General features: G+C 68.6%; 12 protein-coding genes. 7 read left to right on the top strand and 5 right to left on the bottom strand.

Features of this window, described 5'->3' with window-relative positions; all coding sequences use genetic code 11:
- Position 1: 1 nt before the first annotated feature.
- On the bottom strand, positions 2–1,462 hold the full coding sequence (gene argH / locus P7644_RS15425; protein ID WP_404300126.1) for an argininosuccinate lyase: 1,461 nt from the start codon (positions 1,460–1,462) through the stop codon (positions 2–4).
- 48 nt (positions 1,463–1,510) lie between these two features.
- Here argH and P7644_RS15430 point away from each other — a divergent pair, with 48 nt between their 5' ends.
- Together P7644_RS15430 and P7644_RS15435 are read left to right on the top strand one after the other, a co-directional pair.
- Entirely contained in the window at positions 1,511–2,572 is a 1,062-nt protein-coding gene (locus P7644_RS15430; protein WP_404300127.1) for a sensor histidine kinase, read from the top strand.
- A gap of 9 nt (positions 2,573–2,581) precedes the next feature.
- Positions 2,582–3,325 carry a LytR/AlgR family response regulator transcription factor gene (locus P7644_RS15435; RefSeq protein ID WP_404300128.1) on the top strand — a complete coding sequence of 248 codons (744 nt, stop codon included), beginning with the start codon at positions 2,582–2,584 and terminating at the stop codon, positions 3,323–3,325.
- Between the two features lie 11 nt (positions 3,326–3,336).
- On the opposite strand, the gene P7644_RS15440 is transcribed toward P7644_RS15435, so the two are convergent.
- Positions 3,337–4,158: a ZIP family metal transporter gene (locus tag P7644_RS15440; protein ID WP_404300129.1), complete on the bottom strand. Its 822-nt coding sequence runs from the start codon at positions 4,156–4,158 to the stop codon at positions 3,337–3,339.
- Positions 4,159–4,387: 229 nt separating this feature from the next.
- Between P7644_RS15440 and P7644_RS15445 the strand changes: the two genes are divergently transcribed.
- Positions 4,388–6,721 (top strand): xanthine dehydrogenase family protein molybdopterin-binding subunit, encoded by a 2,334-nt coding sequence (locus P7644_RS15445; RefSeq protein ID WP_404300130.1) that lies wholly within the window; start codon positions 4,388–4,390, stop codon positions 6,719–6,721.
- A gap of 3 nt (positions 6,722–6,724) precedes the next feature.
- Here the strand turns inward: P7644_RS15445 and P7644_RS15450 are convergent, their stop codons facing one another.
- Genes P7644_RS15450 through P7644_RS15460 form a run of 3 tightly spaced genes read right to left on the bottom strand, consistent with a single transcriptional unit; the run spans position 6,725 to position 9,719 of the window.
- The gene (locus P7644_RS15450) at positions 6,725–7,489 is read right to left on the bottom strand and encodes an enoyl-CoA hydratase/isomerase family protein (protein WP_404300131.1); all 765 of its coding nucleotides are present in this window, start codon (positions 7,487–7,489) and stop codon (positions 6,725–6,727) included.
- A 19-nt stretch (positions 7,490–7,508) separates the two neighbouring features.
- Positions 7,509–8,717, bottom strand: coding sequence for a CaiB/BaiF CoA transferase family protein (locus tag P7644_RS15455; RefSeq protein WP_404300132.1), 1,209 nt, complete (start codon positions 8,715–8,717; stop codon positions 7,509–7,511).
- A gap of 27 nt (positions 8,718–8,744) precedes the next feature.
- A complete protein-coding gene (locus P7644_RS15460; RefSeq protein ID WP_404300133.1) occupies positions 8,745–9,719 on the bottom strand; it encodes a Bug family tripartite tricarboxylate transporter substrate binding protein in 975 nt (324 codons plus the stop codon).
- Between the two features lie 134 nt (positions 9,720–9,853).
- Between P7644_RS15460 and P7644_RS15465 the strand changes: the two genes are divergently transcribed.
- The 4 genes from P7644_RS15465 to P7644_RS15480 all read left to right on the top strand — a co-directional run bounded on the left by P7644_RS15465 (position 9,854) and on the right by P7644_RS15480 (position 13,335).
- Positions 9,854–10,816, top strand: coding sequence for a LysR family transcriptional regulator (locus P7644_RS15465; protein ID WP_404300134.1), 963 nt, complete (start codon positions 9,854–9,856; stop codon positions 10,814–10,816).
- A gap of 141 nt (positions 10,817–10,957) precedes the next feature.
- A complete protein-coding gene (locus P7644_RS15470) occupies positions 10,958–11,446 on the top strand; it encodes a hypothetical protein (protein WP_404300135.1) in 489 nt (162 codons plus the stop codon).
- The gene (locus P7644_RS15475; RefSeq protein WP_404300136.1) at positions 11,428–12,069 is read left to right on the top strand and encodes a helix-turn-helix transcriptional regulator; all 642 of its coding nucleotides are present in this window, start codon (positions 11,428–11,430) and stop codon (positions 12,067–12,069) included. The genes P7644_RS15470 and P7644_RS15475 overlap by 19 nt, the downstream gene beginning before the upstream one ends.
- A gap of 135 nt (positions 12,070–12,204) precedes the next feature.
- Entirely contained in the window at positions 12,205–13,335 is a 1,131-nt protein-coding gene (locus P7644_RS15480) for a PEP-CTERM sorting domain-containing protein (RefSeq protein WP_404300137.1), read from the top strand.
- Positions 13,336–13,382: the final 47 nt, after the last annotated feature.

The following is a 13,382-nucleotide window of genomic DNA, read 5'->3' on the forward strand; positions in this document are numbered from 1 at the left end:
ATCAGGCCGCCAGGCGCGCGCGGTGGCGCGCCAGCTGCGCACGCACCTGCGCGGGGGCCGTGCCGCCCAGGGTGTTGCGCGCGTTCAGCGAGCCCTCCAGACTGAGCGCGTCGAACACGTCCTTCTCGATCGCGGGGTGAAAGCCCTGCAGCACGGCCAGCGGCAGCTCCGACAGGTCCACGCTGTGCGCCTCGGCGGCCTTCACGGCGTGGGCCACGGTCTCGTGCGCGTCGCGAAACGGCAGACCCTTCTTCACCAGGTAGTCGGCCAGGTCGGTGGCCGTGGCGTAGCCCTTCTGCGCGGCGGCGCGCATGGCCTGGGCGTTGACGCTGATGCCGCCCTCCTTGGCGCCGGTGGCGGGGTTCACCTGGCCGCCAATCATCTCGGCAAAGATGCGCAGCGTGTCCTTCAGCGTGTCCACGGTGTCGAACAGCGGCTCCTTGTCCTCCTGGTTGTCCTTGTTGTAGGCCAGGGGCTGGCCCTTCATCAGCGTGATCAGGCCCATCAGGTGGCCGACCACGCGACCGGTCTTGCCGCGGGCGAGTTCCGGCACGTCGGGGTTCTTCTTCTGCGGCATGATGGAACTGCCGGTGGTGAAGCGATCGGCGATCTTGATGAAGCCGAAGTTCTGGCTCATCCAGATGATCAGCTCCTCGGACAGGCGGCTCACATGCACCATGCACAGGCTGGCGGCGGCCGTGAACTCGATGGCGAAGTCGCGGTCGCTCACGCCGTCCAGGCTGTTCTGGCACACGCCGTCCATGCCCAAGCTGCGCGCCACGCGCTCGCGGTCCAGCGGATAGGTGGTGCCGGCCAGGGCCGCGCTGCCCAGCGGCAGCAGGTTCACGCGGCGCCTGGCGTCGCGCATGCGTTCGGCGTCGCGGCTGAACATCTCCACATAGGCCAGCAGGTGGTGCGCAAAGCTCACGGGCTGGGCCACCTGCAGGTGGGTGAAGCCGGGCAGGATCACCTCCACGTTGCGCTCCGCCACCTCGACCAGGGACAGTTGCAGTTCCTTGAGCAGGCCGTCGATGAGGTCGATCTCGCCGCGCAGCCACAGGCGCACGTCGGTGGCCACCTGGTCGTTGCGGCTGCGGCCGGTGTGCAGGCGCTTGCCGGCGTCGCCCACGAGCTGCGTGAGGCGCGCCTCGATGTTCAGGTGCACGTCCTCCAGGTCCAGCTTCCAGTCGAACCGGCCGGCCTCGATCTCGGCCGCGATCTGGGCCATGCCGCGCTCAATGTCGGCATGGTCCTGCGCGCCGATGATGCCCTGCGCGGCCAGCATCTCGGCATGGGCCAGGCTGCCCGCGATGTCGGCCTGCCACAGGCGCTTGTCGAAGAACACGCTCGACGTGTAGCGCTTGACCAGATCGCTCATGGGCTCGGAAAACAGCGCCGACCAGGCCTGGGCCTTGGTGGCGAGCTGGTCGTTGGAAGGTTGCGATGCAGTGGTGTGGGGCATGGGGGCAAAATTGAAGGGTTACGACAGCCGGAACGCCCGGATGCCGCGATGCAAGAAACACAAATTTTATCGACCCGCCCCGCCCTCCTGCCCGAGCCCGTGCCGCGCGGCGCCAGCGTGGGCCGCGCGCTGGTGTTCGACGCCTGCCGGGTGGGCGTGGTGCTGCGCGCCGTGCTGTTCGTGGAGGCCGTGCTGGGCGTGGGCGCGATGTTCGGCGCCGCCACCCCCGGCGACTGGCTGGCGCGGCTGGCCCTGCTCACGGGCGGCGCCCTGCCGGCCACGCTGGCCTGGCTGATCACGGCCTGCAGCCTGAAGAAAGCCCTGCAGCGCCTGAAGGAGCCGCTGCAATACGTCGCCGGCGTGCTGCTGGGTATGCTGGCCGGCCTGTATGCCTGCGCCATGCTGGTGCTGTCCGGCACCGCGGAGGGCAGCCCGCCCTGGCTGGCCTGCGCGGCCAGCGGGGCGCTGCTGTCTGCGCTGCTGGTCACCGCCCTGCGGCTGCGTGCACGCGCACGCGCGCCGGCCGCCACCACGGCGCGCCTGGCCGAGCTGCAGTCGCGCATCCGCCCGCATTTCCTGTTCAACACGCTCAACAGCGCCATCGCCCTGGTGCGCGATGAGCCGGCCCGCGCCGAGGCCCTGCTGGAAGACCTGAGCGACCTGTTCCGCCACGCCCTGGTGGAACAGGGCGAATCAGCCACGCTGAGCGACGAGATCGCGCTGGCGCGGCGCTACCTGGACATAGAGCAGATACGCTTTGGCGCGCGCCTGGGCGTGCAATGGCAGCTCGACCCGCGCGCGGACGGCGCACATCTGCCGCCGCTCTTGCTGCAGCCGCTGGTGGAGAACGCCGTCAAGCATGGCGTGGAGCCCAGCGCCGGCGGAGGCAAGCTGCGCATCACGACCGAGCGGCGCGGCAGCCGCGTGGTGCTGACCATCACCAACACCCTGCCGCCGAACCTGCACCCGGATCAGCGCCCGCGCGGCCACGGCATCGCCCAGGCCAATGTGCGCGAGCGCCTGCGCCTGCTGCACGACGTGGACTGCGATTTCAGTGCCGGCATGCACAATGGCCTGTACCAGGTGCGCATCGCAATACCCGCCTCCTGATCAAGACGCATGCATATCCTCATCGTGGACGACGAGCTTCTGGCACGCAGCCGCCTGCGCACCCTGCTGGGCGATTGCGACGCACGCCATCAGGTGACCGAGGCCGCCCACGCCGGCGACGCGCTGACCCAGCTTGCCATCAGCGGCGGCCGCGCCGTGGACCTGGTGCTGCTGGACATCCACATGCCGGGCCAGGACGGCCTGGCGCTGGCGCAGCAGATCCAGGGCCTGCCGTACCCACCGGCCATCGTTTTTGTCACCGCGCACGCAGACCATGCACTGAGCGCCTTCGAGCTGGACGCCGTGGACTACCTCACCAAGCCCGTGCGCCTGCAGCGCCTGCAGCAGGCGCTGGCCAAGGCGCAGCGCGCCACGGGCCAGGGTGTTTCGTTGCCGTCCACGCCACCGGCCGAGGGCGAGGCGCTATTGATACAGGAGCGAGGCCGCACCGAGCGCGTGCCGCTGGCCGAGGTGCTGTACCTGCGTGCCGAGCAGAAGTACGTGACGGTGCGCACCACCACGCGCAGCTTTATCGTGGACGATGCACTGGCCGACCTGGAGGCGCGCCACGCCGCGCATTTCCTGCGCGTACACCGCAGCACCTTGGTGGCGCGCCGCGCCATGCGGGCGCTGGAGCGGCACTACGACGCCGCCGAGGGCGAGGGCTGGGCCGTGCGCCTGCATGGCCTGGCCGAGCCCCTGCCCGTCTCGCGCCGCCAGGTGGCCGCGGTGCGCGAGGCGCTGGCCGCCTGAAGCTCTGTGCGTCAATGCCCGTGGTGCGCCAGCGCGCCCACCACGGTCACGGCCAGGATGCCGGCCGCGAGCCAGGCGATCTGCACCAGTGTCTGCGCGGCAGTCAGGCGCTTTTGCAGCTGCGGGATCAGATCGGCCAGGGCCACATAGATGAAGCTGCTGGCGGCAATGGTCAGAAAGTAGGGCAGCGCCCCGTCCCACAGCCCCACCAGGTAGTAGCCCACCAGCCCGCCCAGGGCCGTCACGGCGCCGGCCAGCGACACCTTGAGCACGGCCGCGCTGCGGTGGTGACTGCTGTGGCGCAGCACCACCAGGTCGCCGATATGGTGCGGCACCTCATGCGCCAGCACCGACAGCGCGGCCATCGCGCCCAGGCGCATGTCGGCAATGAAGGCCGAGGCGATCAGCACCCCGTCGCCAAAGCAGTGCACGCTGTCGCCCGTGAGCAGGGACCAGCCGCCATGCCCGTGGTGGTGGTGGCCGTGGTGCTGCTCGTGGTGATGCCCGTGCGCCCCATGGCCGTGGATATGCCGCTCGGCCGCGCTGTGCTCGTGGCCGTGGTGCCACAGCTCGGCCTTGTCCAGCAGGAAGAAGAACACCAGGCCCAGCAGCAGTGTGACGAACAAATCATGCGCATCGACCGACCCCTCGAAGGCCTCGGGCAGGATGAGCGTGAAGGCCGTGGCCAGCAGCGCGCCGGCCGCCAGGCTCAGCAAATGCTGCGGTCCGACGCGCCCACGCCCGCCCAGACCCACGCGCAGCAGCGCCGCCGCAACCCACACGCTGCCAATGCCTGCGGCCAGGGTGGCCAGAATGATTGCTACCAATGTCATAGCTTTTCGCGCCCTACCCTATTGGGTTTAAGGCTTATTTTTAAAAAACACCATCAAAAAAAGCCCCGAAGGGCTTGCGGTCGCTGCGGCAGGGCCGCCAACCAGTACAGCCTTCATCTTATCAACCGTGTCAAGCGGCAGGCTGCTCGGCGCCGAGTGTAGGCCCCGGGCGGATTGGCTACAGTGCCAGCATTCCCGCGGGCACGCAAACATATAGGAGACACCCGCCTTGACCACCGCATCCACCCTGGACACCACCCGCTTCGGCAGCGGCCAGGCCGTGCAGCGCCTGGAAGACGCCCAGCTGCTGCGCGGCGAGGGGCGCTTTGCCGACGACTTCGCGCCGGGCGGCCTGGCGCACCTGGTCTTCGTGCGTTCGCCCCATGCGCATGCGCGCATTACCCGCATAGCCCTGGACGCCGCGCGCGCCCTGCCCGGCGTGCTGGCCATCTACACCGGAGCCGACCTGGTGGCCGCGGGCGTGCAGCCCCTGCCCGGCCCGGGCATGAAGCGCGCCGACGGCAGCCCCGGCGCCAGCCCCGCACGCCACGCGCTGGCGCACGAGGTGGCGCGCTTCGTCGGCGAGCCGGTGGTCGCCGTGGTGGCCGAGTCCCTGCAGCAGGCCAGGGACGCGGCCGAGGCCGTGTGGGTTCAGTATGAGGAACTGCCCGCCGTGGTCGACGTGCAGGACGCACTGACCGCCGGCGCGCCGCTGCTCACGCCCGCCGCGCCGGACAACATCGCCGCCGAGATGCGCCACGGCGACGCCGCCGCCAGCGCGCGCGCCTTTGCCCAGGCCGCGCATGTGGTGCGCCTGGATCTGACCAACCAGCGCGTGGCCGCGGTGACGCTGGAGCCGCGCGCGCTGCTGGCCTGGGTGGCACCCGAGGACGGGCGCCTGACGCTGCGCATAAGCACGCAAATGCCCAGCGGCGTGAAGAAGCAGGTCTGCGCCTGCCTGGGGCTGGCCAGCAGCCAGGTGCGCGTGGTCGTGGGCGACGTGGGCGGCGGCTTTGGCATGAAGACCTCGGCCTACCCCGAGGATGTCGCCACCGCCTGGGCCGCGTGGCAACTGAAGCGCCCCGTGAAATGGGTGGCCGAGCGCGGCGAGGAGTTCCTCTCGTCCGCCCATGGCCGCGACGTGCGCAGCCAGGCCGAGCTGGCGCTCGATACAGAAGGCCGCATCCTCGCGCTGCGCCTGCATTCGCAGGCCAACGTAGGCGCCTACGCCACGCCCACAGGCGTCGCCATCCAGCTCTTGATCGGCCCCTGGGTGCAGACCAGCGTGTACGACATCGCGCCTATCGACTTTCACTTCCAGGCCGTGCTGACGAACACCGCGCCCACCGGCGCCTACCGCGGTGCGGGCCGGCCCGAGGCGATCTACCTCATGGAGCGGCTGATGGACGAGGCCGCGCGCCAGACCGGCATGGACCGCGTGCTGCTGCGCCGGCGCAACCTCATCCGCCCGGAGCAGATGCCCTACACCAACGCCATGGGCCAGACCTATGACTGCGGGCGCTTCGAGCAGGTGATGGACCAGGGCCTGGCGCTGGCGGACTGGGACGGCTTTGAGGCGCGCGCCGCCGCCTCGCTTGCGCGCGGGCTCTGGCGCGGCCTGGGGCTGGCCACCTTCCTGGAATGGACCGGCGGCAACGCCTTCGAAGAGCGCGTCACCGTCACCATCGGCGCCGACGGCGTGGTCGAGGTGTTCTCGGCCGTCAACGCCATGGGCCAGGGCATTGCCACGTCGCTCGCGCAGCTGGTGGTGGACGCCTTCGGCATCCCCCTCGCACAGGTGCGCGTGGTGCTGGGCGACACCGACCGCGGCGACGGCTTTGGCAGCGCCGGCTCGCGCTCGCTGTTCACCGGCGGCTCGGCCGTGCGCATCGGTGCGGAGCGCACCATAGAGCATGGCCGGCAACTTGCCGCCGAGGCGCTGGAAGCCTCGGTGCACGACGTGCAATACCAGGCCGGGCGCTACCAGGTCGCGGGCACGGACCTGGGGCTGACACTGGCGGAGCTGGCCGCGCGCCAGAGCGACGCGCGCATCTTCATGGACAGCACCAGCGCCGTGGCCGGCCCCTCCTGGCCCAACGGCTGCCATGTGTGCGAGGTGGAGCTCGACCCCGCCACCGGCGCCTTGCGCGTCCTGGACTACGCCAGCGTCAACGACGTGGGCCGCGTGGTGAATCCGCTCATCGTGCGCGGGCAGCTCGACGGCGGCGCGGTGCAGGGCCTGGGCCAGGCACTGTGCGAGGCGATAGCCTACGACCCGGCCAGCGGCCAGCTCATCAGCGGCAGCCTGATGGACTACGCGCTGCTGCGTGCCGAGGGCGCGCCGCCGTTTCGCCACCTGCTGGACGAAACCACCCCCTGCCTGAACAACCCGCTGGGCGTGAAGGGCGTGGGCGAGCTGGGCACGATCGGCGCCGCGCCCTGCGTGGTCAACGCCGTGGCCGACGCCCTGGCGCGCGCCGGCCGGGCCGACCTGGCGCCGCGGCTGCAGATGCCGCTAACACCCGGCCGGCTGTGGCAGCTGCTGCTGCAGCCCAGGGTCTGAACCTCACCAGCGCGGCTTGCGCTTCTCGACGAAGGCGGCAATGCCCTCGCGGGCGGCATCGGTCAGCGCCACGTTGCAGAAGCTGTCCGCCGCGGCCGCCACCGCCTGGCGGTAGCCGTTGTCGTTGGCCAGCACGAAGGCATTGCGCCCAAAGCGCACCACCTCGGGCGACTTGCCGCACAGCGTCTGCGCCAGCACCCGCGCGCCCTCAAGTGCCTGGCCGGGCTCAGTCAGGCGCGACACCAGGCCCAGCGACTGCGCCTCCTGCGCGTCGAAGGCGCGCCCGGTGAACAGCAGCTCGAAGGCGCGGTGCTTGCCCACGATGCGCGGCAGATGGGTGAAGTGGATGGAGGGCAGCACGCCGGCGTCGATCTCGGGGTAGCCGAAGGTCGCATCGGACGAGGCGACGATCATGTCGCAGGAGATGGCGATCGTCATGCCGCCGCCGCGCGCCGTGCCGCCCACGGCCGCGATCGTCGGCTTGCCCATCTGGAACTGCACCTCGGTCATGCGCACATACAGCCGGTCGAGCAGCGCCCGCACCTTCTGGTGCGCGCCCGCATGCACGGCCGAAAGATCCAGGCCCGCCGAAAAACGGCCCGGCACCCGGCTGCCGATGATCACGGCGCGCACCTCGGGATCGCGCGCGGCGCGCTCCAGCGCGTCCAGGAAATCCCCCAGCATGGCCTCGGTCAGGGCGTTGACCGGCGGGTTGTTGAACAGGATTTCCGCCACCCGGTTGTGGACTTCATAGCTGAACAAAGACATGGCTTTTCCTTTTCTTGCTTCAAACCTGAGACTCATTTGACTGCCCGGCCCCGACCACGCCCTGCTGCGCCAGGCCGGCGATGTACTGCGCGTCATAACCGAGCTGCCGCAGGATCTCCTGCGTGTGCTCGCCCAGCAAGGGCGCGGGGCGCGAGGCGCTGCGCGGCCGATGCTGGAACTGCACCGGATGGCCAATGTTGCGCACCCGCCCGAGCACGGGGTGCTGCGTCTCGGCGACGATGGCGCGGGCCTGCACCTGCGGGTGGGCCAGCGCCTGGCCCAGCGTATGGATGGGCGAACAGGGGACGCTGGCCTGCTCCAGGCAGGCCATCCACTGGGCGACGGTCTTGCGTTTCATCACGGGCCTGAGCAGCGCCACCACCTTCTCGTGGTTGGCCACACGCAGGGCGTTGGTCGCAAAGTCCGGATGCTCCACCCAGTCCTGCAGATCCGCCACGACGCAAAAGCGCCGCCACTGCGCATCATTGCCCGCGCCCAGCATGATGGCGCCATCCTGTGCGTCAAACGCCTGGTAGGGAACCATCGACGGGTGGGCCGTGCCCATCGGCCTGGGGTTGATGCCGGTCTGCCAATAGCTTTGCGCCATATAGGTCATGAAGCCTAAAGCGGTATCGAGCAGCGACACCTCCAGGTACACCCCCTTGCCGCTGCGCCCGCGCTCGATCACCGCCGCCAGCACCCCGCTGAGCGCATTCATCGCCGAGCCTATGTCCACGGGCGAAAAGCTCGCGCGCGCATAGTCGCCACCGGGCTGGCCCATGGTGCTGAGCATGCCGCTGAAGGCCTGCAGCATCACGTCGTAGCCGGGAGCGCTGCCCAGGGGGCCATTGCGCCCGTAGCCCGAGATTTCGCAGTAGATCAGCCGCTCATTCAGCGCGGACAGCGTCTCGTAGTCCACCCCCAGTTTTTTTGCCGTGCCGCCGCCAAAGCCCTGCAGCACGATGTCGGCGTCCTTGACCAGGCGCTGGACGATTTCGCGGCCCTGCTGCGACTTCAGGTCGACCGCGATGCTGCGCTTGTTGTGGTTGACGGCGACGAAGATCGCCGACTCTCCCTGCGTCTGGGGCAGCCAGCGGCGCGTGTCGTCCCCGTCCACGGTCTCCACCTTGATCACGTCGGCGCCATACTCGCCCAGGTATTGGCCGCACAGCGGCCCGGCCAGCACCTTGGTCAGATCGACCACCTTCATTCCCCGTAGCGGCTGCATAGGTCTCTCCTGCACTGCGCGTCTGCCTTATTCGGCCTTGATGCCGATGGACAGCGCGGTGTCGCGCCATTTCCTGGTTTCGCTGGCGACGAAGGCATCAAGCTTGTCGGGCGCCACGTAGAGGTTGTCAACCCCGCGGGCCGCGACGTTCTGCTTGTACTCGGGGTCCTGCACCGCCTTGGACACGGCCTGGCGCAGCCCCTTCACCATCTCGGGCGGTGTCTTGGCGGGCACCTGCAGCATCAGCCAGAAGTTCACATCCGCCGTGCCATAGCCCAGCTCCTTGAGCGTGGGCACATCGGGCAGCAGCGGCGAGCGCTGGGGCGAGGTGATCGCCAGCGCCACGAGCTTCTCGGCCTTCACATTCGCAATCGCGGTCGTCATGCTGTCGAACATGTAGTCGATGCGACCGGCCAGCATGTCCTTGGCCGCATCACCGCTGCCCTTATAGGCAATGGGCTCGGCGGCGACCTGGGTCGCCTTTCCAAACAGCGTGCCGTAGAAATGCGGCGAGCTTCCCGGCCCGAAGGTCGCGAAATTCAGCTGCGCATTCTTTTGCTTGCCCTTGGCGACCAGTTCGGCAAGGGTCTTGATGCCCGATGAGGGATGGACGACCAGCACATTCGGCAGGGCGCCGGTAATGCCCACCGGCACCAGGTCGCGCGCGGGATTGAAGTCCTGGTCCGGATACATCAGCGGGTTGATGGCCTGCATGGCGATCGTCGTATGCACCAGGGTCAGCCCGTCGGGCTTGGACGCCATGACCTGCTTGGCACCGATATTGCCGCTGGCGCCCGGACGGTTGTCGATGATGACCTGCGTGCCCAGCTCGCGCCCCAGCGGCCGGGCCAGCAGGCGCGCGATGAAGTCCGTCGGACCGGCCGCGGCAAAGGGCACGACCAGTGTGGTTGTTTTTCCGGCGCCCGATTGCGCTGCCGCCTGCAAAGACAGGGTTGCGGCCAAGACTGCCGCCACCCAGGCCCAGCGCGTCACTTGATGCATAGCCATCTCCTTGAAAAGCATCTCTCGAATCACGATGGCTGCAGTCTGCGTGCCCGGGAGATATTTGACAAAGACATGTTTCTTATCTCACGCATAATGAAAAAATATGGGCAAGACACTCTTTCACGCCGGCCATGCGCCTTGACCTTCGCGCCTTGCGCAGCTTTGTCACGGTCGCCTCGGCCGGCTCGATCTCGTCGGCAGCGCACAGCCTGCACATCGCCCAGCCTGCGCTGAGCGTGCAGATCAAGCAACTGGAGGAGCAGCTGGGCGCGGCACTGTTCGACCGGCATCCGCGCGGCGTGGTGCTGACGGCCGTGGGCGAGCGCCTGCTGGGCCATGCGGTGGAAATCCTGCGGCGCGTGGACGTGGCCTACGACGACGTGCGCCAGGCGGTAGACCAGCCCAGCGGCCGGGTGGCGATCGCGCTGCCGCAATCGGTGGCCAAGTTCGTGACCGTGCCGCTGGTGCAGGCGGTGGTGCGCCAGTGGCCCATGATCCAGCTGCAGATGGTGGAGATGAGCTCGGGCTACATCCCGCAGCAGCTGCTGCACGGCCTGGTGGACATCGGCATGACCTTTGGCACGGAAGACGACGCGCGCATGCGCTTCATGCATGTGCTGCAGGAGGAGCTGGTGTTCGTTACCACGGCGCAGCAGCTGGCGCAGTACCGGGACGGCTCGACCGGCGACGCCGCCCACATGGCCCTGCAAGACGCGGCGCGGTTTCCGATGGTGCTGCCCACCACGGCGCAAAGCCTGCGCCGCGTGATCGACGCCTATATGGCCAAGGCCGGCGCAGCGCCTCGCATCGTGGTCGAGGTCAACACCATCCACGAAATGCTGGCCCTGGTGGCCGCGGGCATCGGCTCGACGATCTTGTCGTTTGCGGCCGTCAGTGATCTGCTGGCGGCCCGGCAACTGCTGGCGCTATCCATCGTCCGCCCGGCGATGTCCCGCTCCATCTACGCCTGCCGCTCGGCCACCTTGCCGATGTCGATCGCGGCGACCAAGGTGTACGAGCAATTGCTCGCCACCATCGTCTCGCTGGCGTCCAACCGGCGCTGGCCCCAGTCCACGCTGGCGCCAGCGCACTGAAAACCAGGACTTACATCACAACATCCGCACCAGCGCCGCGCAGCATGAACGCGTTCCACAGCACGAAAGCGCCGCACCTGGATTGACAACGCCCATCCAAATACCGATAGTCAAAAGCAATGCCGCCCGGGGGTAGGAGCCATGAACAACATCGTTGCGTTCCAAAGAGCCATGGATGCATTGCAGCAGCTGGCCGCACCCACGCCACCGTGGCACGACATCCTGGCTACGGCACGGGATTTCATAGGGGCCGATGCAGGCAGTTTCTTGATGTTTGGCCCAGACCAGGATCTATGGATGCTGGAGCAAACCGGCATCGACACCGCAGCCGAGCGCGAGTACCGGGATCATTTCCACGCCCTCGACCCCCTGGTCAAGCCCGCGCTCGATGCGCCCCCGGGCACATGGTTCGACAGCCTGCAGCTTCCCCCACCCCCCTCCCCCCACCCCACTTCACACACAACCAGGGCCAGGGCCTTGCCTTCCACGCGGACTACTTTGGCAAACACCGCATCGGCCAGGTGCTGGCACTCGTCGTCGCAAACGATGGGTTCGCGAAAGCCGGCTTCAGCTTTCAAAGAAGCACGGCGCAACCCAGGACACGCTCGGGCATGGCGCAGCAGGCGCTGACCCAGTACACCCAGGCCTTGGCGCATGCCTTCAGCCAGCGCCGCAAGGCCGTGCACGCACGCCTGGACGCGATAGAAGCCACGCTGGCGGGCTTTGGCGAGGCGAGCTTTCTGGCGACGCGGCGCGGCCTGGTGTGGCGGCTGTCGCCCCTGGCCGCCGAATGGCTGCGCGGCGCGCACATGCTCTGCCCCCGCGATGGCACACTCACCCACGCCAACCCCGTGGTGGCGCGGCGCCTGCGCCTGGCCCTGGAGCAGGTGGCCCATACCGGCCGCGGCGCCACGCTCGCCGTGCCCGCCGGCTGGGGCGAGGCCCTGCGGCTGGACATAGGGCCGGCGCACGCCTCGCTCAGGCTGGGGTCTGAAAACACCCTCTTTGCCCGCCTGCGCAGGAACAGCGCCTTTGCCCAGCCCGACGTGGAGGAGCTGTGCGCCCACTTCGGCCTGCCCCCCGCCGAGGGCCGGGTGCTGGCGGCCCTGGTCAGCGGCCATGCGCCCAATGAATATGCCAGCGTCGCGGGGCTGGCGCAGCACACCGTGCGCAACCAGATCGCCGCCCTGATGCGCAAGATGGGCTGCAGCCGCCAGTCCGAGCTGGTGCGGCTGGGGGCACTGCTGCGCTAGTGGTTGGCATCGGCGCCGCGCGACTGCTGCCGGCCCATGGTCAATTTTGCCCATGGCGCCGAGCCCGCGGCCGCCCGACACTGGGGGCCCCATCTGCGCCCCTGCGCTCCACCGTCACTGCTCCATGGAGGCCCTATGCTGAAACTGAAACGGTTCGTGCTCCGCCTGGGCCTGCTGGCCGCGGCCTGCTTGCCCGCACTCGCCCTGTCCGTGCCGGTCTATACGGCGGTCGACCTGGGCACCCTGGGCGGCAGCTACAGCTACGGCTGGAGCATCAACGACAGCGGCCAGGTCACGGGCGTTTCCTCCATCGCCGGCAACGCCGCAACCCACGCCTTCCTGTATTCGGCGGGCGCCATGACCGACCTGGGCACCCTGGGCGGCGATAGCAGCAGTGGTTATGGCATCAACAACAGCGGCCAAGTCACCGGCCTGGCTTTCACCGCCGGCAACGCCGCCGCCCACGCCTTCCTGTATTCGGCGGGCACCATGACCGACCTGGGCACCCTGGGCGGCAGCTACAGCTACGGCTGGAGCATCAACGACAGCGGCCAGGTCACGGGCGTTTCCTCCATCGCCGGCAACGCCGCAACCCACGCCTTCCTGTATTCGGCAGGCACCATGATCGACCTGGGCACCCTGGGCGGCGGCAACAGCTATGGCGTGGGCATCAACGATAGCGGCCAGGTCACCGGCGAAGCCTCCACCGCCGGCAACGCCGCAAACCACGCCTTCCTGTATTCGGCGGGCACCATGATCGACCTGGGCACCCTGGGCGGCGATAGCAGCAGTGGTTTTGGCATCAACAACAGCGGCCAAGTCACCGGCCAGGCTTTCACCGCCGGCAACGCCGCCGCCCACGCCTTCCTGTATTCGGCAGGCACGATGACCGATCTGGGTGCCCTGGGCGGCGGCAACAGCTTTGGCGTGGGCATCAACGACAGCGGTCAAGTCATAGGTTCCTTCTTGGCCATCGGCGCCCCCGGTTGGTATCCCTTCCTTTATACCGACGGCACCATGCATGACCTCAACAGCCTGCTGGCACCCGGATTTGGCACCACTTTGCATGAGGCACGCAGCATCAACAACTCCGGCCAGATCATTGCCAATGGGGTGAATGGCCGCGCCTACCTGCTGACCCCCGAATCCTTTGCCGGCACCGTGCCGGAGCCGGGCAGCCTGGCACTGCTCGGTATAGGTATCGCGGGCCTGGCCCTGGCGTCAAGAAGGCGGCGCAGGTTGCATGGGGCATGCCGGCGCATTTAGCCATATGCGCGGGCGCAGTAGCCACGCAAAGCCCGATGCGGCCAGCC

The organism is Alicycliphilus denitrificans, from assembly GCF_044792555.1.
In the GTDB taxonomy this organism is placed as follows: Bacteria; Pseudomonadota; Gammaproteobacteria; order Burkholderiales; family Burkholderiaceae_C; genus Alicycliphilus; species Alicycliphilus denitrificans_A.